We start from the raw sequence: 22,060 nt of genomic DNA on the forward strand, positions 1-22,060 counted from the left end.
TGCTGGTAACTTTCTCAAAATAGTTTTCGCTACCATGGTCATACCCACGGGCGGACAAACGGCGGGATGAGGGTTCCAATTAGAGCTGGTGGGGGGATGGCGGATAGGGGCGGCAGGGCGGACGGGAATATGCCCCCGGCTGGCAAGGCCTTAACGCCTGCGCCGCCTGTCGCGCGGGAATTCGCGCAAAGCCGCGAATCCCCCTGCGGGTCCAGCGGGGTGCGGGGCCGAGCCCCGCACAGCTCGAAGCGCCGCAAATTCCCAATATCCAGCGAATCGGCCTACTGTCTCGTTCTGGTCGGGAATCACCATCCCGACCCACACGCCCGGCAGCCACCCCGCTCGACATTTTGCGCCGTGGAAACCCTTCATTTTCGTCACGAATGTTCATTTTTGAAAAGAACATCCGGGCGACCCCTTGCGAGCTACATACAATATTGTTAAGAACGCGCCTGCGGATTCTTGCGGCAACAAATTTGTCATCCTGCAAACCGCTGATTCCACGGCAATCCACGGACCATGGCCCCTCTGGAGCGCACTTTCCGGGCGTCCAGGCGGAAAAGAAGGGCGGAGACCGCGCATCGGGCGCGTTTTCCGGCGCGCGTGCGGCCCTTCCGGCCCTGCCGACAGACTCGGGAGGCGTTTCCATGATCCAGGCGGGCGACACCGCGTTCATCCTCGTCAGCGCGGCCCTGGTGCTCCTCATGACGCCGGGGCTGGCCCTTTTCTACGGCGGCATGGTCCGGCGCAAGAACGTGCTGGGCACCATCATGCAGAGCTTCATGATGATCTCGCTCATCTCCATCGAGTGGGTCTACCTGGGCTATTCCATGAGCTTCGGCCCCGACGTGGCGGGCGTGACCGGCAGCCTCGCCTGGGCGGGCCTTGCGGGAGTGGGCGCGGCCCCCTCGGAGTACGCCCCCACCATCCCCCACTCGGTGTTCATGATCTACCAGTGCATGTTCGCGGTGATCACCCCGGCGCTGATCACCGGGGCCTTCGCGGAGCGCGTGCGCTTCGCGCCCTTCGCCGTGTTCAGCGTGGCCTGGGCCGTGCTGGTGTACAACCCGGTGTGCCACTGGGTGTGGGGCCAGGGCGGCTTCCTCAAGGAGATGGGCGTGCTGGACTTCGCCGGCGGCCTGGTGGTGCACCTCACCTGCGGCGCGGCGGCCCTGGCCTCCGTGATGGTGATCGGCGCGCGCCAGGACCACGGGCGCAGGCAGTTCTTCCCCCACAACCTGCCCATGACGCTCCTTGGCACGGGCCTGCTCTGGTTCGGCTGGTTCGGCTTCAACGGCGGCTCGGCCCTGGCGGCCGACGCCCTGGCGGGCACGGCCTTCGTCTCGACCCACCTGGGCGGCATGGCGGGCATGGCCATGTGGGTGGCCGTGGAATGGCTCTACCAGGGCAAGCCCACCACCCTGGGAGCGGCCTCGGGCGCGGTGGCGGGCCTGGCCACCATCACCCCGGCGGCCGGGTTCGTGGGGCCCAACCACGCCGTGCTCATCGGGCTCATCGCCGGGCTGTGCTGCTACTTCGCCGTGGTGCTCAAGGCGCGCCTGCGCTTCGACGACTCCCTGGACGTGGTGGGCATCCACGGCCTGGGCGGGCTGATCGGCACGCTCATGGCCGGGCTCTTCGCCAGCAAGGCCGTGAACCCCGCCGGGGCCGACGGCCTCTTTTTCGGCAATGCGGCGCAACTTGGCGTGCAGGGCCTTGGCATCCTGGTCGTGGGAGGCTATGCCTTCGTGGTGAGCTTCGCCCTGCTCAAGGCCGTGGACGCCTTCCTGGGCCTGCGCATGCAGCCCGAGGCCGAGGGCCTGGGCATGGACGTGGCCGAGCACAACGAAGCCGCCTACAACGAATAAGCGAGGTACACGGGCATGAAGCGCATAGAGATCATCACCCGCCCCCACAAGCTCGAGGACGTGAAGCAGGCCCTCACCGAGATCGGCGTCACGGGCATGACCGCCTCCGAGGTCAAGGGCTTCGGACGCCAGCGCGGCCACAAGGAAATCTACCGGGGCGCGGAATACCAGGTGGACTTCGTGCCCAAGGTCAAGATCGAGACCATCGTGGACGACGCCATGGCCGCGAAAGTGGTGGAGGCCGCCCGCAAGGCCGCACAGACCGGGCAGGTTGGCGACGGCAAAATCTTCGTGATGCCCGTGGTCGAGGTGGTGCGCATCCGCACCGGCGAGACCGGACCCGACGCCGTCTAGAGCGCCCCCCCCTCCCCGAATGCGAAGGCCGGATGCCCCTGGGCGTCCGGCCTTTTTTTGGCGCCCCCGCCCCGCGCGGCGGGCGGCTCTGCCCTGCGTTCCGCCGGGGTCAGCCCCTGCCGCCGGGGCGGGCCTTGGGGCGGCAGGCCCCCTGGCAGCAGCCGCCGGAGAGCATCTCGGAATAGGCGTAGAGGATGCGCCGCTCGCGCTCCAGGCGGTCCTCGGCCACGGCCGCGACGGGGTGCGCCCGGGCCAGGGTCTCCAGGTCGTCGTAGCGGGGCACGGCGGCCATGCCCGAGCCCAGCACCTCGCCCGAGGCCGCGGCGGCCAGCACTGCGCTGCGAGTGTCCGTGACCAGGGCCAGGGGCGCGGGCGGCGCGTGCAGGCGCGCGGCGGCCAGGGCCTCGCGCAGGTAGGAGCCGGGCTCGCCCGAGCAGAAGATCACCAAGAGCAGGGGCTCGCCCCCTGCCCCGCTGGCCAGGAGGTCCACCATGCGGGTGTAGTCCTTCCCGTCCACGGGGAAGCAGACCCCGATCTTGGCCTCCAGCCGTCCCCGGGGGTAGCCCCGTTCCTCCACCAGCAGACGGGCGAGGGCCTGGCGGAACTCCTCGTAGGAGGTTTCCTCCAGTTCCTCGCCCGTAAGGTAGTCACGGATCACCGTGCCCAGCGATTCCTCGTGCATGCGCCGCCCTCCTTGGAGCGGACATGGTAGCGCCGCCGGGCCGAACCTACAAGCCGCAGTCGCCCAGCTTTTTCCTCAGGACCTCTTCGCCGTAGGCGACCACCTTGTCGTACACCTTCTTCTCCAACAGCCACTTCACGGCCCAGCGCCCGATGCCCGGCATAGGCGCCCTGGAGACGTACAACTCGGCCAGGGCCTTGAGGCGTGCGCGCGCCTTGTCCAGAAGTTCGGGCATTTTGTCGCGCTCGTAGGCCAGGGTCTCCCAGGCGAAGCCATCCATCTCGGCCCTCTCCTGGGCGCGGCCGAGCACCGGCAGGATGGGGATCACGGCCTCCGTACCGCCGCCTTTCGCCTCTCGATGGACCACGAAGTTTTCCAAATGCTTATGATTGGCGGCAAAGAGGGGGTTTACCCGGGCCTCTCCCAGGGGGATGCAGAAGTGCTGTTCCAGGAAGCGCTGGCAGTTGCGCCTGCCCAGCATGAAGTCGTGCTGACGGAACTTGAGCGACAGGAAGCCCCCGAAACCGCCCAGGCTGCCGCAGGCGATGGGGGCCTCGTCGGCGTGGGGGCCTACGCGCGAAGGGGCCACGAGGAAGCGGCTGTAGACGTCGCAGTCCATGGCCAGCTGCAGTTCCTCGGGTTTGAAGCGGGCCTGCATCTTGACCGCCGTGATCACCTTGCCCGCCAACCAGTGGATCTCCTTGTTCTCGTAGGCATCGATGTCGTCGTTGGCGTCGCCGCCCACCACGGGGAAGGGGTCCACCATCAGCACGGCTCGCCGGACCTCCCGGGGATCGCGGGGATTGAACTTGTCCGGCCCGGCCACGCAACGCCGCGCCAGTTCGAAGGGCTCGTTGTTCATGAGCCCGCCGTCCACGAGGAGCGTCTTGTACTTGTAGCCGGGGGCCGTGTTCCAGCCCAGCCGGTCCCAGTGGGGGATGAGTTGATCCTCCTTCTTTTCGAAGTACTTCACCTTTCCCACGGGATCGTAGCGCTGGCTGCTGACCATGTCCCACTTTCTGACAGTGTAGTCCGCGTATTCGCGGGCGTAGGTCTGGTAGCGCAGCACCAGGGGGATGGCGCTGGTCGCCTGGGCGGCGGTGCGGAAGGCGTCCCAGGTCCAGTCGCGGGGTTCCTTGGGGTCCAGTCGCAGCCAGTTTTCGCCCAGCGCGGAGTCCGGGTCGGGGCGGCTCTCGCCCAGGACGAACTGGAGGTAGTCGGCGTGGAGCATCATTTCGTGCCCTTCGACCCTCCCTCCGGCGAATTTCACCGTGTAGGGCACGCCGCGCATGTTGGACACGGCCAGGAACAGGTGCAGGGGGTCGGCCAGGTAGGGCCTGCGCCGCGCGCCCTTGCGGGGCGTCAGGTTGTCGCGGATGAACCCCGTGAGCCACGTGCAGTCCAGGGCGGAACGCACGAGGCCGCCGGAAAGGTCCTTGGTGTCGAGGAAGTAGAGGATGTCGGGGCCGAGCACCCAGCAGTCATAGAGCATGTTGCCGGTGGGGGCTGTGTCTCCAGGAGAGGCCCGGCGCACGGGGGCGAACTGGTCCATGAGGGAGGCCGCCACCACGGCGGCCGTGAGCCCGCCCGCCGAGGCCCCCGTGAGCGCCTTGAGGCGCACCGAGTGCATGAGCACCTGCTCCGGCGCATCGGGCCGCCAGTTCCACTTCTCCGGGTCCGGCTCGTCGGGGTTGGTCACGTAGGCCGCTTTGACCTCGTGCCATTCGTTGAGCGCCTCCAGCAGGAAATCCACCACCCCCGCCGTATACGCCCCGGCCGAGATGGCCCCGGCCATGCAAAGCCCCAGTTCGAAAACACCTGCGCCTGCCGCGTTTGTCGCGCCGCCGTTGCCCATGGAATCGACCTCCGAGGTTTGGCCACCCGCCCGTATCCGCGCATGGCGGCCGGTTCACGGCGTTCGCCCGGGCCTTGCGGGCCGGGCGGGGTCCATCGTTCGCTCAATGCCGCCGGAGCGGTCGGCTCGGGTTCCGCCCCCGGCCTTGGGCCGGGGGCGGGGCCTGTCGTCATGGCGTCTTCCGGTCCGTGGGGATGAGCTGGCTGCGCAGCGTCGCCATCTGCGTCTCGGACGAGAAACTCGCGGGCGTCACCCGGATCGTCTTCCCCATGGCCGCGAGGTGGCGGTTCAAGGCCTGGGACAGCTCCGCGAGGGCGTCCGTGGCCAGGCAGGGGGCTGGGTTGGCCGCGGCCTTGGCGGGATCGGCCTTGGCTGCCTCCGCCGCGGCCTTCCTGCATGCGGTTTCTTCACCCGCCAGCCCGGAGAGGATGCCCAGGAGGTCGTCCGTCCAGGCGGTGCGAGCGGCGACTTGATCCAGCGGCGTGACGGTGAGGGAGTTGATCTCGTTCCTGGCCCGTTCCACGCGCCGCGCGGAATCGATCTGGCCGGTCATGGAGTCGATCAGGCTGCTGAAGTAGGCGGATCGCTGGACGTAGGTCTTGCGCAGTTTGTCGAGGTATTGGCCGAAAGTGGTCTCCTGGAAGGCGTCCGGGGCGGCCTTGAGACCCTTCACCACGTCGAACACCAGATAGGTGTCGTCGTGGAAGGAGTTGGCGCTTTTGGGGGTCGTGACCGCGTCGCAGGATTCGCCGGATCCGGGAGGGCAGCGGTAGAGGTCTCCGTGGGCGTCGAAGCCCAGGTTGCGGTCGAGCATGCTTCGCGGGTCGCGGTGCTCGTCGCGGACCAGGGCGAAGCGTCCGGCCTTGAGCACGGGCATGTCGTGCCGGGCGTCCACGCCCACGGGCATGAAGGCCATGGTGAAGCTGAAGATCACGTCGTCGTGACGGTCCTTGATGAGCGCGGCCCCCAGGGTGTCCAGGAGCTTGAGGCCCACGGCGGCCTCTGGCGCGGCGGCGGCCCCGAGGGTGGTCGCGCCGTGCAGCAGGGGCTTGAGCCAGGGGGGCGTGCCGTCGAGCTCGAAGACGTAGGCCTGGAGCAGCAGGGGGTTGCCCGTGTAGAGCCTTGGCAGGCGCACGGGCACGTTCCTGAGGTTGAGCACCTGGCCCTGGGCCACGTCGTCACTGTAGTAGACCAGACGGCCGGACTCAGGCGCGGTCTCGGTGTAGTCCACGTCGCCGCCGGAGCCGAGTTCGAGGATGCGGGCCACCACCGCGATCTCCCCGCGTTTGGAGCGTTTGTTCAGGCTCATTTCGGGGAATCCGTAGACGAAGGCCTTGCGCAGGAAGATGGCCACCGTGTCCCTGTCCGGGATCACGAACGCGCCGGCCTCCAGCTCCGCCGTCGTCCCGACGGCGACCAGCGTGGCGTTGCGCCCGGGGCTCAGGGCGGTCGCCCTGGCGCTCCAGGCCTTGTCCTCCACATAGGTCACCGCGCCGTGGTTCTTACGGGCGCAGCCCCACGCGCTCGCCAACAGGACCAGCGCGCAACAGACCAGGCGCACGTCGCAATTCCTTTGGAATTTCGCCATATTCCCTCCCGCCTACAATCGTTTAATCGATTACATTACACCACTTCCTGCCAATTGTTCTTGATAAAACCAACCATATCGATACACATTCCATGCAGTCGATATACACCACGGAAAATCAGCGCAAGCATTTTCCAGGCAGACCCGCTTGACCCCTTTCCTGCTCCGCGCGTATGTGCCCGATTCCCAAGGAGCATCCCATGCCGAACCCAGCCTGCGATCAGATATCCTCCTTCATCGTCATGGACATCCTGGAGCGCGCCTGCGCCCTGGAGCGCCAGGGCAAGCACGTGATCCACCTCCAGATCGGCGAGCCCGACTTCGACACCCCCGAGCCGGTCAAGGAGGCCGCCGTCAAGGCCATCCGCGACGGCAAGACCCACTACACCCACTCCCTGGGCCTGCCCGCCCTGCGCGAGGCCATCGCCGGGCACTACCGGCGAGCCCACGGCGTGGAGGTAAGCCCCGAGCGCATCGTGGTCACCTCGGGCACGTCTCCGGCCATGCTCCTCACGTTCTCCGCGCTCGTCCACCAGGGCGAGGAGGTCCTGCTCACGGACCCGCACTACGCCTGCTACCCCAACTTCATCACCTACGCCGGGGGCAGGCCCAGGCGCGTGCCCACCCGCCCCGAGGACGGCTTCCAGTTCACCCCGGCGGCGCTGGAGCAGGCCCTGGCCCAGACACCGGCCCGCGCCGTAGTGCTCAACTCCCCCTCCAACCCCACGGGGACCCTCATCCCCGCCGGACACCTGGAGGCCATGTGCCGCATGGGGGCCATGGTGGTCTCCGACGAAATCTACCACGGCCTCACCTACGACGGGGAACAGGCCCGCTCGGCCCTGGAGTTCACGGACGACTGCTTCGTCCTCAACGGCTTCTCCAAGCTCTGGGCCATGACGGGCTGGCGGCTGGGCTGGGTGATCGCGGCCCGGCGCTACATTCCGGCCATGCAGCGACTGCAGCAGAACTTCTTCATCAGCGCGGGCAGCGTGGCGCAGTGGGCGGGCATCTCGGCATTGAACGACTGCGGGGTCGAGGTGGCCCGCATGGTGGAGGAGTACGGACGGCGCAGGCGGGTGCTCATCGACGGACTGGCGAGGCTCGGGCTCAAGGCCCGGGTGGAGCCCAAGGGCGCGTTCTACGTGCTGGTGGACGCGAGGCACATCGACCCCGACAGCCTGCGCCTGGCCCGGGACATCCTGGAGAAGGCCCTGGTGGGCGTGACCCCGGGCGTGGACTTCGGTCCCGGCGCCGAGGGCTACCTGCGCTTCTCCTACGCCAACTCGGTGGAGAACATCGAGGAAGGGCTCTCCCGCCTGGGGCGCTACCTGGAGGCGAGGGGCTAGGCGGAATCAGGCGGCTGCCAGCCCCCGCGCCAGGGCCGCAGCGCCCCACAGGCCCACGGCCTGATCCGTGACCAGGCGCACCGCCACTCCGGCCAGCAGCTCCGCCATGGTGGGGCTCGCCAGGAACTCCTCGCGGAAGGCCGGGTGCTCCAGCAGAAGCGGGTTGCGCGCCGCCACGCCGCCAGACACGAAGAGCCCGCCGCGCGCCGCCGTCTCCAGCACGTAGTCGCGGCAGGCGCGGCCCAGGAAGCGCGCGAACCACCGAGTCACCGGGCTCTCCGGGGTCATCCGGGCGGCGGCCTCGTGCACGGGGAGAGCCTCCCCGGTCAGGAATTGGTGGAGCAGCGCCAGGCCAGGCCCCGACACCACTGCCTCGCGGCGCAGGTGCGGCTCGCCCAGACGCTCCAGCACGAAGGCCCGGAAGCGCCATTCCTCGTCCGCGTCGCAGGGGAACAGGGCATGCCCGCCCTCGGAGGCGCACACCACGTAGCCGCCCCGTCCGTCCGGGACCAGCGCCGCCTTGCCCAGCCCGGTGCCGGGCCCCAGCACGGCCTGGGTCAGCCCGGGGTCCATGCGCCCGGGCAGGACCCCAAGGGAGCGCTCCTCGCCCAGGATGCGGCAGCCGTGGGCCTGGGCCGCGAAATCGTTGACCATGAGCGCGCGCGCGGGCAAAAGCCCCTCCGGCAGGGCGTCCAGGTCCAGCAGGTAGGGGATGTTGGGCGCGCGGCAGAAGCGACCCCGCACCACGGGCCCCGCCGCGGCCAGCACGGCCGAGGCCGCGCCGCGCGCGTCCAGGGCCTCCACGGCCTGTCCCGCCAGGGACGCGAAGCCCTCCTGCCCCCGCGTGGGGAGCGTCACCTGCGCCGCGAGCGCCAGGGCCTCCCCGGAGGCATCGAACAGGGCGAAGCGGGCGTTGGTGCCCCCGATATCCGCGACAAGAAATGTGTTGGTCTGCCCGTGCATGGTCGTCTCGTAGAGCGAATCCCGGTGCGGGGCAAGGGCACGGTTGAATTCGCCGCCGCTTTCTGGGATGGTCCGCACGAACCCAAACCGGAGGCCCCATGCGCAGATCCCTCCCCGCCGCCCTCGCCCTCTGCCTTTTCCTGGCCGGGGCGGCCCTGGCCGAACCCGTGCACTTCAAGTCGCTCCTCCCCATCGTGGCCGTGACGCTGCCGGGCTGGACGGCCGGAACGCCCTCGGGCTCCACGGTGAAGCAGCCCCTGGAGGCCAGCGAGGCCTCGGTGGAGTTCTCCAAGGGCGACCTGCGCCTGGAGATCGCCGTGTACGACGGCGGCCCGGCCATGGCCGCGGCCTTCGCCGCCGTGAGCCAGGTGGAGATGGAAACCACCGAGGAGAGCGTGAAGCCCGCTGGCGTGAAAGGCTACAGGGGCTCGCTCTTCACCCGGACAAACGACAAGGAAGTGGACCTGGTGCTCATGGTGGCTCCGCGCTTCGCGGTGTCGCTGCACATGACGGGCTCCGCCGACGCCGCCCTGGTGCTGGAGGCCGCCAACAGGCTGGACCTGGACAAACTGGCCGCCCTAAGCAAGTGAGCCCCGGCCCGCTCGGAAGCCTCCCCATGAAAACGCCGGACGCCCCGCCCGGAGCGCCTTCCCGACCGGCCGACGGCCCCGGGGAAAGGACCGGCCCATGACCGACCCGGACATCCTGAACTTCGTGCGCCTGGACGACCGGCTGGCCTGCGCGGGCCAGCCGCTGCCCGGGCACTTCCCCCTGCTGGCGGCGCGCGGCTTCCGGGCCGTGGTGAACCTGGCCACCGAGGCCTCCACCGGCCACCTGCCCGGCGAGGCGGCCCTCTGCCGGGCCGAAGGGCTCGATTTCTCCTGGATTCCCGTCCCCTGGGACGCCCCCACGTCCGGCGACTTCCAGGCCTTCGAGGCCTGGCTCGCGCCACGGCGCGCGGGGCACGTCCTGGTGCATTGCGCCAAGAACTGGCGCGCCTCGCTGTTTTGCGCGCTCTACCGCGTGCTGCACGAGGGCCGCGACCCCGAAAAGGCCCGCGAGGACGTGCTGGAAGTCTGGGAGCCGGACGCCGCGTGGTCGGCCCTGGCGCGGGAAGTGCTCGCCTCGCGGGGCCGCGATCCCTTCCTGCCCTGACCGCGCACCCAGCCCCAAAGCGCCCTGGCGTCATGCAACGCCGGACAACGGGATACGCCCTCCGCGTCCGTGCGCCCCGCCCCGTCCGTGCCGCCCCGTCCGTGCCGCCCCGCTTGGCCGTGCGGCAGCGTCCGTCGCGAGGTGCCGGCCGACGCCCGCTCAGTCCGGGTCTTCCCCCGGGAGAGGGCGGTCCACCACCACGCGCAGGGGAGAGTGCATATGCAGGTCGCGCTGGGGGAAGGGGAACTCCACGCCGCGTGCCTTGAACGCCTCCCAGATGCCCAGCTGCACCGCGCTGGACACCTTGGCCAGGCCGCGCTCCGGGTGGTCCACCCACATGCGCAGCTCCAGAAGCACGGCGTTGTCCCCGAACTCCCGCAGGAGCACCATGGGCTTGGGGTTGGTGAGCACGCGGTCCTGGCCCTCGCAGGCCTTGAGCATCAGCTCCGAGGCAAGCTTGAGGTCCGTGGCGTAGGCCACCCCCACGGGGATGCGCACCCGCACGCTGGACCCCGTGTAGGACCAGTTGACCACCTTGTTGGCGACGAGCTCGTCGTTGGGGATCAGGAAGGCCTTGCCGTCGCGCGTGACCATGGAGGCGTAGCGCGCGTTCATGGAGTCCACCCAGCCGTAGACGCCGCCCACCTCGATCACGTCGCCGGGCTTGATGGAGTTGTCCAGCAGCAGGATCACCCCGCTCACCAGGTTGGAGACCACCTTCTGCAGGCCGAAGCCGATGCCCAGGCCCGCCGCGCCGCTGAACACCGTGAGCATGTGCACGTTGATGCCCACCAGATCCAGCGCCGAGATGATGGACACCGAGTAGAGCCCGATCTTGGTGAGCTTGGACACAAGCACCCGCACCCGGGGCTTCACGTCCGCCATACGCTCCAGGGCCGCTTCCAGGAAGGCGCAGAGTTTGTTGATGAGCGGCAGCATGATGGCCAGAAGGATCATGGCCTTCACCACTTCCAGCAGCGAGAGACGCTCGTTGTCGAAGCTGAGCGCCATGCCGTCCAGGTAGTTCACCAACGGGTCCAGCGCGCCCGCGCCTTCCAGGGCGTAGAGGCCCACCACCAGCACCGTCACCAGGCGCGTCCAGCCGTGCGGCAGCAGAAGCGACGCGAAGAACTGGATCACCAGCCACGCCTCGGCCACCTTGAGCCCGATCCCCGTGACCACGGAGGGCCAGCCCCAGGCCTCCGAGACCGACAGCACCACCCGCAGCGCCAAAAGCATCGCCAGCGGGGCCAGAAAGCCCGGCAGCCGCTGCGACACCCACAGGCGCAACTGCTCGCGACCCTGCACCTTGGAGGACAGGATGCGCCCCAACGCCCGCGCCGCGAAAATCCCGAGCGCCAGGGCCGCCAGACAGACCAGGGCCTGGACAAGGCCGCTCTCGTGGAGCACGTGCTCGTTCAGCCAGCCCTGGACGCCACGCCAGCCGAACGCCAGCGGTTTCACGGTGGTCTGGTCCATGCCCTCTCCCTTCACGTCGGGTGCGCCCTTGACAAGCGGCGTCCGGTGCTGTCTTTAACACCTCCCGTTCCGGGATGAAACCGCCCATGCACGACATCCTCGCTTTCCTTGCCGCTGGCGCGGCGCTGGGCCTGGCCGCCGGACTCACGCCCGGTCCGCTCCAGGCGCTCATCTGCCTGCAGACCATCACCCACGGTCCCCGTGAGGGGGCCAAGGTGGGCATGGCCCCCCTGTTCTCGGACCTGCCCGTGATGCTGGCCTGCATCCTTGCCCTGGACGCCCTCTCGGGCCAGCCGTGGGTGATGGGCGTCATGTCCCTGGCGGGCGCGCTGGTGGTGCTGCGCTTCGGCCTGGGCGCGCTGCGCAGCGGCCCCGCAAGCCTGGACGTGGACCCCGGCACGGCCCGCTCCTGGCGCAAGGGCGTGGCCACCAACATCCTCAACCCCAAGATGATCCTCTTCTGGGCCACCGTGGGCGCGCCCACCACCCTCTCGGCCTGGCAGGCCTCCGGCGCGGCCTGCGCGGCCTTCCTGGGCGCGTTCTACGCCCTGCTCCTGGGCGCCAACCTGGCCGTGGCCTGGCTCTCGGGGCGCTTCGCCCGATTCCTCTCGGGGCCGGGCTACGTGTGGACCATGCGCGTGCTGGGCGCGCTGCTCGTCCTGGTGGCCGCCCGACTGGCCTGGGACGGCCTGGCGCGCCTCGGCCTTGCCTAGCCGCGCGCCCCACGCTACACCGCACGCCTCAAGACCCAACTAAGGACACCGCCATGCACGCTCACAAGCCCTACACCCTGGCCCTGGTCCAGATGGCCCCGGCCGAAACGACCCGGGCCTCCGTCGAGAAGGCCGCCGACCTCGTGCGCGAGGCCGGCAAACAGGGCGCGTCCCTGGTCTGCCTGCCCGAACTCTTCGCCACGCCCTACTTCTGCCAGACCGAAGACCACGCCCACTTCGCCCTGGCCGAGCCCATCCCAGGCCCCACCACGCAGGCCCTGGCCCTGGCCGCCAAGGACGCCAAGGCCACCGTGGTCATCCCGCTCTTCGAGCGGCGCGCCTCCGGGCTCTACCACAACTCCCTGGCCGTGGCCGGGCCCGACGGGAACCTCCTCGGCGTCTACCGCAAGATGCACATCCCCGACGACCCGCTCTTCTACGAGAAGTTCTACTTCACCCCCGGCGACCTGGGCTTCAAACGCTTCGACACCCCCGTGGGCCCCATCGGAACACTCATCTGCTGGGACCAGTGGTACCCCGAGGCCGCGCGCCTCACCGCACTGCGCGGCGCGGACATCCTCTTCTACCCCACCGCCATCGGCTGGCACCCCTCCGAGAAGGCCCAGTACGGCACGGAACAGCGCGAGGCCTGGATGACCATCCAGCGCTCCCACGCCATCGCCAACGGCTGCTACGTGGCCAGCGTCAACCGCGTGGGCCACGAAATCCCCCCCTCCGGCGGCGACGGCCTGGAATTCTGGGGATCGAGCTTCGTCTGCGGCCCCATGGGAACCATCATCGCGGAAGCCTCCACCGTGCTCGAAGAGATCATCCTGGCCGAGATCGACCCCCAAAAGGTGGACACCACCCGCACCCACTGGCCCTTCCTGCGCGACCGCAGGATCGACGCCTACGGCGACATCGTGCGCCGGTATATCGACGAAGAGTAAGAGTGAGAGGGGAGAGAAGAGAACCGGGGGAAACCCCTTTTTGTGAACAAAAAGGGGTTTCCCCCGGACCCCCTTCCCCAAAAAAACTTTAGTGGGCTTCGCGGGCTGCACCGGCGGCGTCGGTGAAGGACGCGAAGCGACAAGGGAGTGCAGAGGGCGAAGCCCTTTGCCCGCCGGAGGCTTCTTCCATGACCACGCCCGCACCCGAGACCGACGCCCCACGCCTGCCCGCCGAGTGGGAGCCCCACGCCGCCACCTGGCTGGCCTGGCCCAAGAACCCGCGCGACTGGCCGGGCAAGTTCCATCCCATCCCCTGGGTGTTCGGGGAGATCGTGCGCAGGATCGCCCAGTTCGAGACCGTGCGCCTCCTGGTGGACGACGCCGCCTGGGAGGACAAGGCCCGGCGCGTGCTGGGCAAGGCCGGGGCCGACCTCGAACGCGTGCGCTTCCACCACGTGCCCACCGACCGGGGCTGGTGCCGGGACATGCTCCCGGCCTTCACCCTGCGCCGCGCCTCGCCCCGGGTGCGGGCCGTGCGCTTCGGCTTCACCGGCTGGGCCAAGTACCCGGACCACCTCCTGGACGCGGAAGCGCCCGAGCACGTGGCCCGCGCGCTCAAGATGCCCATGGTGCGGGCCGCGGCCCAGGGCCGCCCCCTGGTGCTGGAGGGCGGCGGCATCGACGGCAACGGACGGGGGACGCTCTTGACCACCGAGGAATGCTTCCTCGACCCCATCACCCAGGTGCGCAACCCCGGCCTCACCGCCCGGGATTACGAGGACGCCTTCCGGGAATTTTTGGGCGTCGAGCAGGTGATCTGGCTGGGCAAGGGCATCGCCGGGGACGACACCCACGGCCACGTGGACGACCTCTGCCGCTTCGTGGCCCCCGACGCCGTGGTGCTCTGCCGCGAGAAGGACCCCTCCGACGAGAACTACCGCGTCCTGGAGGAGAACCGCGAGCGTCTGGAGGGCGTGCGCCTGCACGGCGGAGGGAAGCTCCAGGTGATCGACCTGCCCATGCCCGAGCCCCTGTTCTTCGACGGCGTGCGCCTGCCCGCCAGCTACGCCAACTTCTACATCGCCAACGGCACGGTGCTCGTGCCCACCTTCAACGACCCCCGGGACCGCATCGCCCTGGGCATCCTGGCCGAATGCTTCCCCGACCGCATCGTCACGGGCGTCCACGCGGTCGATCTTGTCTGGGGTTTCGGAACCCTGCACTGCCTGACGCACGAACAGCCCTCCGCCGGGAAGGCCCTGGATATCGTACACACGTCATAGCAAGACCAGTTATTATCGTACATCATCCCCGAAGTGGCCTGCGACGCATACAAGTAAAGCAGAACAAACCATCTTGACCCTCCGGAGCGGCAGCCCGCGCCTGCTCCGGAGGCCGAACGCCCGGTTCGGTCCGCCCCAACCCAGGGATACCGGGCTTTCCGGCGGCCCTGCCCTTCTGTACACGTCCTGGAACGCAGGTCAGAAACGCTTGACAAGGGACGTCGCCTGGGGCATGGCAACGGAAAATCCAGCCAGCGGGACACGACCATGAAGCGAGCCACTCCACAGCCCATCGTCAAAGGCTTTTCCGCCGAGTCCGTCCTGTCGCGCATCATGGCCTCCACGGGCATCCGTTCGCAGTCCGAGCTGGCCCGGGCGCTGGGAATCGGCCGCCAGGCCGTCACCGACGCCAAGAAGCGCTCCCACATCCCGGCGGACTGGTACCTCTTCTTGTGCCGCAAGTACGGGCTCAACCCCCAGTGGCTGGAGTCGGGCATGGGCCCCATGTACGTGGCCGGCAACAGCGACGCTCCTGCCGCGCTGGGCTCGGGGACTCCGGGGGCGCATCCCGAGGAGTTCTCCTACGTGCCCAAGGTGCGCGCCCGTCTCTCGGCCGGGGGCGGCAGCCTCGTGGTGGAGGAGGCCATCGACTCCTACTACGCCTTCCGCCACGCCTGGCTCAAGCGCAAGGGCCAGATCAGCCAGATGCGGCTCATGCGCGTCTCGGGCGACTCCATGGAGCCCACCCTGCGCGACGAGGACGTGGTGCTCATCGACCTTTCCCAGACCGAGGTCTACACGGGCAAGATCTACGCCGTGGGCATCGACGAGGAGATCGTGGTCAAGCGCCTGGACAAGAAGCCCGGCAAGCTCGTGCTCGTGAGCGACAACCGCCAGTTCTACCCGCCCCTGGAAGTGACCCTCCACGAGGGCTCCAACGTGCGCCTGCTGGGCCGCGTGATCTGGATGGGGCGGGAAGTCTTGTAATCATCCCTTCATTTGCCCTCGGGACGCGAAGCGGATAGGTCTTGCCCATGCCGCGCTCCCGGCCCCTGGCCGCCTGGGCCCTCTACGATTTCGCCGCCTCCGCCTACGCCACCTGCGTGGCCACGGCGCTTCTGCCCGCTTATTTCGCCGCCGTGATCGCCCCGGAGGGGCTGCAGGTGCTGGGCCACCGCGTGGGCGCGGTGAGCCTGTGGGGCTACGCCTCCAGCCTGTGCGCCCTCACGGTGTTCGTGCTGGCCCCCGTGGCCGGGGCCGCCGCCGGGCTCGCCGGGCTGCGCCGCGTCTTTCTCGCGGCCGCGTGCGCCGCGGGCGGCGCGGCTGCCCTGGCCGTGAGCGCCCAGGGGCCGGGCGACGTGCTTCCCGCCCTGGGCCTCTTCGTGCTGGCCCAGGCCGCCTACAACACCGGCAACGCCTTCTATGACGCCTACCTGCCCCAGCTGTCCGCCGGGCGCGAGCGCGACCGCGTTTCGGGCCTGGGCTACGCCTGCGGCTACGCGGGCGGCGGCCTGGGGCTGGCGCTTGCCCTGGCCCTGGTGTCCGGGCGGGAAACGCTGGGGCTGGACGAGGCCCGCGCCGTGCAGTGGGGCATGGCCCTGTGCGGGGCGTGGTGGCTGGCGCTGGGCCTCGCGGCCGTGGCCGGGCTGCCCGGGGCCGACGCGAACGGAGCGGCAGACGCTTCGGCATCCGGGCTGAAGGGGGCGCGGACATCCGGCGAGGCCCGTATCGGCCGGGGCCTGAGCCTTCCGGCGCTGGCCGCCGGGGGCTTCCGCGAGGCCTGGCGCGCCGCGTCGGCCGCACGGCGCACTCCGGGCCTGGGGCGTTTCCTGCTGGCCTATCTATTCTACAATGACGGCGTGCAGACCGTGATCGCCATGGCGGCCATCTACGGCCGTGCGGAGATCGGGCTCCCCCAGGGCACGCTCCTGGTCACGCTGCTGGCCATCCAGGGCGTGGCCCTGGCGGGGGCCGTGGGATTCGCCCGGCTGGCCGGACGAATCGGAGCCCGGAAGTCTCTCATGGCCGCCCTGGCGGCTTGGTCGGCGGTGGCCGTCCTGGCCCGGGGCGTGACCACGGCCGGGGAGTATTTCGCCCTGGGCCTGGGCGTGGGTGTGGCCCTGGGCGGCTCCCAGGCCCTTTCCCGCTCGGTGTTCAGCCGCCTGGTGCCACCCGGGGAGGAGCCCACGGTGTATTACGGATTCTTCTCGGTGCTCTCAAAGCTTTCGGCGGTGCTCGGGCCGCTGGTCTTCGCGGCCATCGCCCAGGCCACGGGGTCGGCGCGGCCCGCCATCGTCTCGCTCACGCTCTTTTTCGCCGTGGGGCTGGTCCTGCTGGCGCGGCTCCCGGAGGCGGACACCCGTGCGTAGCCTGGCGTTCCTGCTGGCGGCCCTGGCCCTGGCCATCCACCTCCCGGCCGCCCCCTTCCCGCCGTGCCAGTCGGCGCTGGCCGCCGACGCGCCCCGGCCCGCCGGACCGCAAGCTTCCCCGCCGGAGACGGTCGCGCCGGACTCCCCCCCCAAACCCGTGGTCGCCGCGCCCGGCACGCGGCTCACCCTCGGGTTCGTCGCCCCTGCGGGGAGCGACCCGCTGCTCCTGGACGCCGAGCTCGCGCGCCCGGGCGAAGCCCCCCCCGCGCGCTGGATCATCCCGGCCGTGCCCGGCGCGCCGGGCCAGGCCGCCTGGGAGTTCGCCTTTCCCTGGGAGATCGTGCCGGGGCGCTGGCGGCTCAGCGTCTCCAGCGAGGGGCGGGAGCTGGCCCGGGCCGAATTCGAGGTGACGGCCGCGCCCGCGCCGCCGCCCCAGGCCGCGCCGGACCCCAAGACCGAGGGGAAACGCCCCGCGAAATCCGGTCAGGAACGCGACGGCGCGACCAAAGCCGCCACGGCGCCCAGGCCTGGGAAACCCGGCCAGGAGAAGCCGGATGCGGCCCCCGCCGCGCAACGGCCTGAGAACGGGAAGGCCTTGCCGCGGACAGAGTCCGGCAAGGACGCGCAACGGCCTGAATCCGGCAAAGACGCGCAGCGGCAGCCCTCCCCCCCCAAATCGCCCGCCGCGCAGCGGCCCATGGGGGGCGACCCCTCCCGCCAGGTCCATGCCCTCATCGCAGGCAGCTACTCCGAGCAGGCCCGCGCCCTCTGGGTGGCCTCCTTCCTGCGCGAATCCGGGCGCAAGGCCTGCGTGCGGCCCGAGCCCTCCCGGGGCCGCACGCTCTGGGTGGTGGTAGCCGGATGGCGCGAAAGCGCCCAGGAGGCGGCCTCCGAACGCGAGGCCCTGGCGCGCCTCACCGGCGACGCCCTCGTGCGCCCCATGCGCGCGGGAGACCTGGAAAGAGGGCTGGACTGCCGTTGAGGCAACACCGGCCCGCGAGCGCCCGCCGGAAACGGCCGCGCGGCGGCCGGTTATTGCTGAACGCGACGCGCGCCGATGTAGGTGCGCACCCAGTAGCGTTCGGCGAGGCTCTCCTCGCGCACGTGCGCGCCCGGCGTGGGGCTGTGGATGAAGCGCCCGCGCCCGGTGTAGATGCCCACGTGCAGTCCCCAGCGTTTGCGGGTGACGTTGAAGAAGACCAGATCCCCGGGCTTGAGGTCGGCCTTGTCCACGGGGCGGCCCACCTTGAGCATGTCCTCGGTGCGCCGGGGCAGTTTGTGGCCCTGCACGGCGTAACACCACTGCACCAGGCCCGAGCAGTCGAAGCCGGAGCGGGGGGAGTCGCCTCCCGCGCGGTAGGGCGCGCCCAGTTGCCCGCGCGCCGTTTCGACCACGCTGGCCTTGGGCGGCGGCAAAGGCTCGGGCGTCACGGGGAGGGTTGTCCCGCAACCGGCGAGCAGGGACAACGCCAGGAAGGCCGCGCACAGGCGGCGGGTCAGCCCCGGGCCGAAGGCTCTCGCGGACGCGCGGATCATGCGCATGGAGATAGTTCCGCCCGGCCGCCGGGTCAATGCGTGAACCGGCCCGGGCGCGGCGTCGCGTAATGGTGGACAGCGGAGGCGGGCTGGGTAATAATCAGCGGATGCGATGTTCCACAAAGCTCCGCCTTCCGGCCCTCCTGGCCCTGCTGACGCTCCTGGCCCTGCCCTCCCTGGCCCGCGCGGCGGACCCGGCCTGGAACCGCCTGCTGGACCGCCTGGCCTCCGACGGGCTGCCCCGCGCGGAACTGGCCCCCCTCTTCGACGCACCGGGCATGTCCTTCGACCCCTCCATCATGGCCCACAAAGTGGACCGCATGGTGCGCAAGCAGTTCGACCCCGCGCCACCTCCGGGCCGCAAGGCCCTCATGCAGAGCAACTACGCCGCCTACCTCAAACCCTGGACCCTGGCCTGGGCCGGGGACTACTCCCGGACCTACGCGGACGCTTTCTCCCGCGCCGAGGCTGCCTACGGCGTGCCCCGGGAGGTGATCCTGGCGCTGCTGCTGGTGGAAACCAAGCTGGGCTCCTTCCTGGGCAAGGACCAGGCCTTCCAGGTGCTGGCCTCCATGGCGGCCAGCGACGGGCTGGAGCCCATCCGCCCCTACCTGAAGACCGTGGGGAGCAACGCCGAGCGCGCCGCCTACGCCGACGCCAGCGCCAAGGACCGCTCCCAGTGGGCCTACCAGGAGCTCAAGGCGCTCATCCTCTACACGCGCGCACTGGGGCAGAGCCCGTCCGCCGTGCCCGGCTCCATCTACGGGGCCATCGGCATCTGCCAGTTCATGCCCACCAACGCCCTGCGCTTCGGCGTGGACGGCAACGGCGACGGCCGCGTGGACCTCTTCGACCCCGCCGACGCCATCCCCAGCATCGCCAACTATCTGGTGGGCCACGGCTGGAAGCAGGGCCTCACATGGGACCAGCAGCGCACCGTGGTCTACGCCTACAACCACTCCGACCTCTACTCGCTGGCCGTGATGACCATCGCCGACAGGCTGCGCCAGCCCCCCGCCGCACCCGTGGCCGCCCGCCCCACGCCCTGACGGGCAACGCCCTTCGGACAGACCCGAAGCGCGGGCGCGACCGGCGGGAATCGTCCGTCCCCCCCCGGGCGCGCCAGAGCCGCCCCCTTGCCGTGGGGCCACGCCGGACGCCCGCCTCCTAAGACAAGCGATGCGCCCGGGGCGTGCTCCCTGAGCCCGGCGGCCCGGCCGGAAGGGCCGGGCCGCGAGCAACGGGATCTAGAGCTGGAGGAAGTAGTCGCTGCCGCACACGGGACAGCAGGTTTCCTTGCCCGCCAGGAAGCCGCAGGAGGCGCACTTCTTCTCGGGCTTGGGCACGGCTGGATTGTGCTCGCCGCACATGCGACAATGGGTGAAGTCGGGATCGTTGGACGCCTTGCACTTGGGACAGGTCCATTCCTGGCGGTCGCTGGTCATGGGGGCTCCGTGCGGATCGGGTTTGGGACTTGCCCATCCCCTAGCACGCTTCCCGCCCGCGAGACAATCGCCCCGCCGCCGGGCCGCCCGCCCTGGCGGCCATCCGCAAACAATCCGCCCGGCAGGACCGGGCGTCGGAGGGGGGGACATCGACCCCGGAGGCGTGGTAAGACACCGGCCGCCGCCCGCAGGGCGTCGGCCAGGGGGACGTTCAGCTGGCGGAGGCTCCGGCCATGGGACCGGCGGGGATGTAGCGGCGAAGGGTGAGGCCCTTCAGGCGGGCCTGCTCGGCGCGCCACAGGTCCTGGAGGTGCTGCCACACGAAGTCCAGGGGCACGTGGGAGCGCAGGTACTGCTCGCACTTGGCGAAGCTGTAGTGGTGCGCCAGGGCGCGGCTCACCACGGCGTTGCGCCAGTGGTTGGCGGCCAGCACCCGGTTGATGGCCGCCTCGTCGGAGAGGGGCGCGTCGGTTTCCTTGCGCACGGGCAGCGGCAGCACGGCCTCCAGGAGCCTGCGGTCGTAGACAACGCAGTTGATGGTGGCGAAGTCCGGGTAGAAGTAGGGGGGCTGCCCGCTGGCGAGCCACGCGCCCACCAGGTCCTCGTGGACCACCTTCTCCCACATCCAGCGGTGGTACACCCAGTTCTCCTCCACCACCGCGCCCTCGTACATGGCGCGCTCGGCGGGGTAGGCGGCCTTGAGGAAGCGGTTCATGGCGAAGCGTCCCGGAGGGCTCACGGGGGCCAGGGCGCTCACGATGGGGATGTCGGCGCGCATGCGGTGCGCCCGGTAGGCCTCCAGCAGGTGCTCCAGCCAGAGGGGCGTCACGAACACGTCCTCATCCATCTTCACCACCACGTCGTCCAGGTGGTTGGAGAGGATTTCGTTCTGCACGGCGTTCACGGCGGGCACGAGCCCGCGCGGCGAGCAGTGGATCACCTCCACGCCCGGGGTGGTGTGCATGAAGCGGTGGAGAATGGCCGCGTGGTCGGGCTCCACGGCGTTGGCCACGATGTAGATCTTCTTGAACCGCCCGAGGTTTGTGAAGCGCTGCAGGCTGCGCATACTGAGCAGGAGGCAGTCGAGGCGGTGCGACGTCAACAGCATCAGCACCGGGCGTATGGGGTCGCGGCCTGGCCGCAGGGGGACGATCTTGCTCATGACACAGCCTTCCTTGGCCGCAGGTTCTATTCAGGGTGACTCCGCATTTCTTATCGGACCAACAGGGCTGATCTTTAGCCCACGTTCCTACTTTTTTTCACCGCGGCGGTCCGGAGAACCTTTTGCTCCAGACCCTGGCTGGCTGCTTGACAGCCCATCACGTCCGAGGCTAAGGCTTTCACAGCTGGCCCGCGCGGCTTGACCTCGGTGGCCAACTTCTTGATTTTACATGGCATTTGGGCCCGTCCATTGCAAACAGGAACGGGCTTTTCCGAGCACGAAACAAACCAAACCAGAGAGTGGAGGTTAGGAGCATGGGCTACAAGGTCACTGTCGACGAAGAAAAGTGCACCGGCGACGGCGAATGCGTGGACGTCTGCCCCGTTGAAGTCTACGAAATGCAGGACGGCAAGTCCGTCGTGGTCAACGAGGAAGAGTGCCTGGGCTGCGAATCCTGCGTCGAAGTCTGCGACCAGGACGCCATCACCGTCGAGGAAGAATAATCCCTTTCCCGATTGAGTCTCCAACAGGCGGGAGCGGCCACAAAGGCCCGCTCCCGCCTGTTCTTTCCCCCTTGCCGGTCGGGAAATCGTGACCATAATCGAGCGTGCCGCGCCCGGCGGCCAGGAGTTCCCGTGATCGACGCCGACTTTTCCGACATCTTCGAGCGCTACGAGGCTCTGTGCGCCGAAGTGGACGCCGTGTTCCAGAAGGTCAAGGCCGCCTGCCCCGAGCAGGTGCGGTGCGAAGTGTCCTGTTCGGACTGCTGCCACGCCCCTTTCGACGTCACCCTCGTCGAGGCCCTCTACCTCAACAAGCGCTTCAACGAACTTTTCCCCAAGGGTGACGAGCGCTACCGCATCACCGTGGCCGCCAACCGCTCCGACCGCGAGCACTACCGCCTCAAACACAAGGCCTGGAAGGCCCACGGCGCGGGCGTCCCCGACGAGCGCATCGTCGAGTCCTTCGCCGCCGAGCGCATCCGCTGCGCCCTGCTCTCCCAGGACGAGCGCTGCGAATTCTACGACGTGCGCCCCGTCACCTGCCGCCTCTACGGCGCGCCCCTCAACGTGGGCGGCAAGCTGCGCGTGTGCGGCAAGTCCGGCTTCCAGCCCGGCGGCAAATACCCCGCCGTGAACATCGCCCGCATCCAGGAGCGCCTCTTCGAGCTTTCCAGGGAAATCGTGGAGCGCGTGGGCGGCAGATTCGACTACCTCCAGGACATGCTCGTCCCCGTCTCCATGGCCGTGCTCACCGACTACAACGACGAGTTCTTCGGCCTGGGAGCCCCAAAGAAGGAGGACTAGCC

At 69.5% G+C, this 22,060-nt stretch carries 22 protein-coding genes; 14 read left to right on the forward strand and 8 right to left on the reverse strand.

Features of this window, described 5'->3' with window-relative positions:
* Positions 1 to 647: 647 nt before the first annotated feature.
* Entirely contained in the window at positions 648 to 1,868 is a 1,221-nt protein-coding gene (locus NNJEOMEG_RS09200; RefSeq protein ID WP_173083626.1) for an ammonium transporter, read from the forward strand.
* Between the two features lie 15 nt (positions 1,869 to 1,883).
* On the forward strand, positions 1,884 to 2,222 hold the full coding sequence (locus NNJEOMEG_RS09205) for a P-II family nitrogen regulator (protein WP_173083628.1): 339 nt from the start codon (positions 1,884 to 1,886) through the stop codon (positions 2,220 to 2,222).
* A gap of 109 nt (positions 2,223 to 2,331) precedes the next feature.
* Here the strand turns inward: NNJEOMEG_RS09205 and NNJEOMEG_RS09210 are convergent, their stop codons facing one another.
* The 3 genes from NNJEOMEG_RS09210 to NNJEOMEG_RS09220 form a co-directional block, all read right to left on the reverse strand.
* A complete protein-coding gene (locus NNJEOMEG_RS09210) occupies positions 2,332 to 2,904 on the reverse strand; it encodes a type I restriction endonuclease subunit R (RefSeq protein WP_173083630.1) in 573 nt (190 codons plus the stop codon).
* Between the two features lie 46 nt (positions 2,905 to 2,950).
* Positions 2,951 to 4,759 carry a hypothetical protein gene (locus tag NNJEOMEG_RS09215; RefSeq protein WP_173083632.1) on the reverse strand — a complete coding sequence of 603 codons (1,809 nt, stop codon included), beginning with the start codon at positions 4,757 to 4,759 and terminating at the stop codon, positions 2,951 to 2,953.
* Positions 4,760 to 4,928: 169 nt separating this feature from the next.
* Positions 4,929 to 6,347: a hypothetical protein gene (locus NNJEOMEG_RS09220; RefSeq protein ID WP_173083634.1), complete on the reverse strand. Its 1,419-nt coding sequence runs from the start codon at positions 6,345 to 6,347 to the stop codon at positions 4,929 to 4,931.
* Between the two features lie 200 nt (positions 6,348 to 6,547).
* Between NNJEOMEG_RS09220 and NNJEOMEG_RS09225 the strand changes: the two genes are divergently transcribed.
* Complete coding sequence (locus tag NNJEOMEG_RS09225; RefSeq protein WP_173083636.1) at positions 6,548 to 7,696, forward strand: pyridoxal phosphate-dependent aminotransferase; 1,149 nt, start codon at positions 6,548 to 6,550, stop codon at positions 7,694 to 7,696.
* Between the two features lie 6 nt (positions 7,697 to 7,702).
* On the opposite strand, the gene NNJEOMEG_RS09230 is transcribed toward NNJEOMEG_RS09225, so the two are convergent.
* Complete coding sequence (locus NNJEOMEG_RS09230; RefSeq protein ID WP_235956907.1) at positions 7,703 to 8,737, reverse strand: glucokinase; 1,035 nt, start codon at positions 8,735 to 8,737, stop codon at positions 7,703 to 7,705.
* Positions 8,738 to 8,757: 20 nt separating this feature from the next.
* Here NNJEOMEG_RS09230 and NNJEOMEG_RS09235 point away from each other — a divergent pair, with 20 nt between their 5' ends.
* Both NNJEOMEG_RS09235 and NNJEOMEG_RS09240 read left to right on the forward strand, forming a co-directional pair.
* Positions 8,758 to 9,249, forward strand: coding sequence for a hypothetical protein (locus tag NNJEOMEG_RS09235; protein WP_173083638.1), 492 nt, complete (start codon positions 8,758 to 8,760; stop codon positions 9,247 to 9,249).
* Positions 9,250 to 9,346: 97 nt separating this feature from the next.
* Entirely contained in the window at positions 9,347 to 9,814 is a 468-nt protein-coding gene (locus NNJEOMEG_RS09240) for a protein tyrosine phosphatase family protein (protein WP_173083640.1), read from the forward strand.
* Positions 9,815 to 9,973: 159 nt separating this feature from the next.
* Here the strand turns inward: NNJEOMEG_RS09240 and NNJEOMEG_RS09245 are convergent, their stop codons facing one another.
* Positions 9,974 to 11,293, reverse strand: coding sequence for a mechanosensitive ion channel family protein (locus NNJEOMEG_RS09245; protein ID WP_173083643.1), 1,320 nt, complete (start codon positions 11,291 to 11,293; stop codon positions 9,974 to 9,976).
* 86 nt (positions 11,294 to 11,379) lie between these two features.
* Here NNJEOMEG_RS09245 and NNJEOMEG_RS09250 point away from each other — a divergent pair, with 86 nt between their 5' ends.
* The 6 genes from NNJEOMEG_RS09250 to NNJEOMEG_RS09275 all read left to right on the forward strand — a co-directional run bounded on the left by NNJEOMEG_RS09250 (position 11,380) and on the right by NNJEOMEG_RS09275 (position 17,590).
* Positions 11,380 to 12,006 carry a LysE family translocator gene (locus NNJEOMEG_RS09250; RefSeq protein ID WP_173083645.1) on the forward strand — a complete coding sequence of 209 codons (627 nt, stop codon included), beginning with the start codon at positions 11,380 to 11,382 and terminating at the stop codon, positions 12,004 to 12,006.
* Positions 12,007 to 12,059: 53 nt separating this feature from the next.
* The gene (locus NNJEOMEG_RS09255; RefSeq protein ID WP_173083647.1) at positions 12,060 to 12,956 is read left to right on the forward strand and encodes a carbon-nitrogen hydrolase; all 897 of its coding nucleotides are present in this window, start codon (positions 12,060 to 12,062) and stop codon (positions 12,954 to 12,956) included.
* Positions 12,957 to 13,144: 188 nt separating this feature from the next.
* Entirely contained in the window at positions 13,145 to 14,239 is a 1,095-nt protein-coding gene (locus NNJEOMEG_RS09260) for an agmatine deiminase family protein (RefSeq protein ID WP_173083649.1), read from the forward strand.
* 267 nt (positions 14,240 to 14,506) lie between these two features.
* Positions 14,507 to 15,226, forward strand: coding sequence for a LexA family transcriptional regulator (locus NNJEOMEG_RS09265; protein ID WP_173083651.1), 720 nt, complete (start codon positions 14,507 to 14,509; stop codon positions 15,224 to 15,226).
* A 47-nt stretch (positions 15,227 to 15,273) separates the two neighbouring features.
* The gene (locus NNJEOMEG_RS09270; RefSeq protein ID WP_235956915.1) at positions 15,274 to 16,608 is read left to right on the forward strand and encodes an MFS transporter; all 1,335 of its coding nucleotides are present in this window, start codon (positions 15,274 to 15,276) and stop codon (positions 16,606 to 16,608) included.
* On the forward strand, positions 16,601 to 17,590 hold the full coding sequence (locus NNJEOMEG_RS09275) for an SPOR domain-containing protein (RefSeq protein ID WP_173083655.1): 990 nt from the start codon (positions 16,601 to 16,603) through the stop codon (positions 17,588 to 17,590). The genes NNJEOMEG_RS09270 and NNJEOMEG_RS09275 overlap by 8 nt, the downstream gene beginning before the upstream one ends.
* A gap of 50 nt (positions 17,591 to 17,640) precedes the next feature.
* Here the strand turns inward: NNJEOMEG_RS09275 and NNJEOMEG_RS09280 are convergent, their stop codons facing one another.
* Entirely contained in the window at positions 17,641 to 18,150 is a 510-nt protein-coding gene (locus tag NNJEOMEG_RS09280; RefSeq protein ID WP_235956908.1) for a C40 family peptidase, read from the reverse strand.
* A 101-nt stretch (positions 18,151 to 18,251) separates the two neighbouring features.
* On the opposite strand from NNJEOMEG_RS09280, the gene NNJEOMEG_RS09285 reads away from it, so the two are divergent.
* Positions 18,252 to 19,193, forward strand: a complete 942-nt coding sequence (locus NNJEOMEG_RS09285; protein ID WP_173083657.1) for a lytic murein transglycosylase — start codon at positions 18,252 to 18,254, stop codon at positions 19,191 to 19,193.
* Positions 19,194 to 19,391: 198 nt separating this feature from the next.
* Here the strand turns inward: NNJEOMEG_RS09285 and NNJEOMEG_RS09290 are convergent, their stop codons facing one another.
* Positions 19,392 to 19,589, reverse strand: a complete 198-nt coding sequence (locus tag NNJEOMEG_RS09290) for a hypothetical protein (RefSeq protein ID WP_173083658.1) — start codon at positions 19,587 to 19,589, stop codon at positions 19,392 to 19,394.
* Positions 19,590 to 19,800: 211 nt separating this feature from the next.
* On the reverse strand, positions 19,801 to 20,751 hold the full coding sequence (locus NNJEOMEG_RS09295) for a glycosyltransferase (protein WP_173083660.1): 951 nt from the start codon (positions 20,749 to 20,751) through the stop codon (positions 19,801 to 19,803).
* Between the two features lie 314 nt (positions 20,752 to 21,065).
* Between NNJEOMEG_RS09295 and NNJEOMEG_RS09300 the strand changes: the two genes are divergently transcribed.
* Positions 21,066 to 21,254: a ferredoxin gene (locus NNJEOMEG_RS09300; protein ID WP_173083662.1), complete on the forward strand. Its 189-nt coding sequence runs from the start codon at positions 21,066 to 21,068 to the stop codon at positions 21,252 to 21,254.
* Positions 21,255 to 21,386: 132 nt separating this feature from the next.
* A complete protein-coding gene (locus NNJEOMEG_RS09305; RefSeq protein WP_235956909.1) occupies positions 21,387 to 22,058 on the forward strand; it encodes a YkgJ family cysteine cluster protein in 672 nt (223 codons plus the stop codon).
* Positions 22,059 to 22,060 lie beyond the last annotated feature (2 nt).

Origin of the sequence: Fundidesulfovibrio magnetotacticus, from assembly GCF_013019105.1 — a bacterium.
Taxonomy (GTDB): Bacteria; Desulfobacterota; Desulfovibrionia; order Desulfovibrionales; family Desulfovibrionaceae; genus Fundidesulfovibrio; species Fundidesulfovibrio magnetotacticus.

Coding starts and splice junctions, on each gene's coding strand:
- NNJEOMEG_RS09200 (WP_173083626.1), top strand. CDS start 648: ATGATCCAGGCGGGCGACACCGCGTTCATCCTCGTCAGCGCGGCCCTG.
- NNJEOMEG_RS09205 (WP_173083628.1), top strand. CDS start 1,884: ATGAAGCGCATAGAGATCATCACCCGCCCCCACAAGCTCGAGGACGTG.
- NNJEOMEG_RS09210 (WP_173083630.1), bottom strand. CDS start 2,904: ATGCACGAGGAATCGCTGGGCACGGTGATCCGTGACTACCTTACGGGC.
- NNJEOMEG_RS09215 (WP_173083632.1), bottom strand. CDS start 4,759: ATGGGCAACGGCGGCGCGACAAACGCGGCAGGCGCAGGTGTTTTCGAA.
- NNJEOMEG_RS09220 (WP_173083634.1), bottom strand. CDS start 6,347: ATGGCGAAATTCCAAAGGAATTGCGACGTGCGCCTGGTCTGTTGCGCG.
- NNJEOMEG_RS09225 (WP_173083636.1), top strand. CDS start 6,548: ATGCCGAACCCAGCCTGCGATCAGATATCCTCCTTCATCGTCATGGAC.
- NNJEOMEG_RS09235 (WP_173083638.1), top strand. CDS start 8,758: ATGCGCAGATCCCTCCCCGCCGCCCTCGCCCTCTGCCTTTTCCTGGCC.
- NNJEOMEG_RS09240 (WP_173083640.1), top strand. CDS start 9,347: ATGACCGACCCGGACATCCTGAACTTCGTGCGCCTGGACGACCGGCTG.
- NNJEOMEG_RS09245 (WP_173083643.1), bottom strand. CDS start 11,293: ATGGACCAGACCACCGTGAAACCGCTGGCGTTCGGCTGGCGTGGCGTC.
- NNJEOMEG_RS09250 (WP_173083645.1), top strand. CDS start 11,380: ATGCACGACATCCTCGCTTTCCTTGCCGCTGGCGCGGCGCTGGGCCTG.
- NNJEOMEG_RS09255 (WP_173083647.1), top strand. CDS start 12,060: ATGCACGCTCACAAGCCCTACACCCTGGCCCTGGTCCAGATGGCCCCG.
- NNJEOMEG_RS09260 (WP_173083649.1), top strand. CDS start 13,145: ATGACCACGCCCGCACCCGAGACCGACGCCCCACGCCTGCCCGCCGAG.
- NNJEOMEG_RS09265 (WP_173083651.1), top strand. CDS start 14,507: ATGAAGCGAGCCACTCCACAGCCCATCGTCAAAGGCTTTTCCGCCGAG.
- NNJEOMEG_RS09270 (WP_235956915.1), top strand. CDS start 15,274: ATGCCGCGCTCCCGGCCCCTGGCCGCCTGGGCCCTCTACGATTTCGCC.
- NNJEOMEG_RS09280 (WP_235956908.1), bottom strand. CDS start 18,150: ATGCGCATGATCCGCGCGTCCGCGAGAGCCTTCGGCCCGGGGCTGACC.
- NNJEOMEG_RS09285 (WP_173083657.1), top strand. CDS start 18,252: ATGCGATGTTCCACAAAGCTCCGCCTTCCGGCCCTCCTGGCCCTGCTG.
- NNJEOMEG_RS09290 (WP_173083658.1), bottom strand. CDS start 19,589: ATGACCAGCGACCGCCAGGAATGGACCTGTCCCAAGTGCAAGGCGTCC.
- NNJEOMEG_RS09295 (WP_173083660.1), bottom strand. CDS start 20,751: ATGAGCAAGATCGTCCCCCTGCGGCCAGGCCGCGACCCCATACGCCCG.
- NNJEOMEG_RS09300 (WP_173083662.1), top strand. CDS start 21,066: ATGGGCTACAAGGTCACTGTCGACGAAGAAAAGTGCACCGGCGACGGC.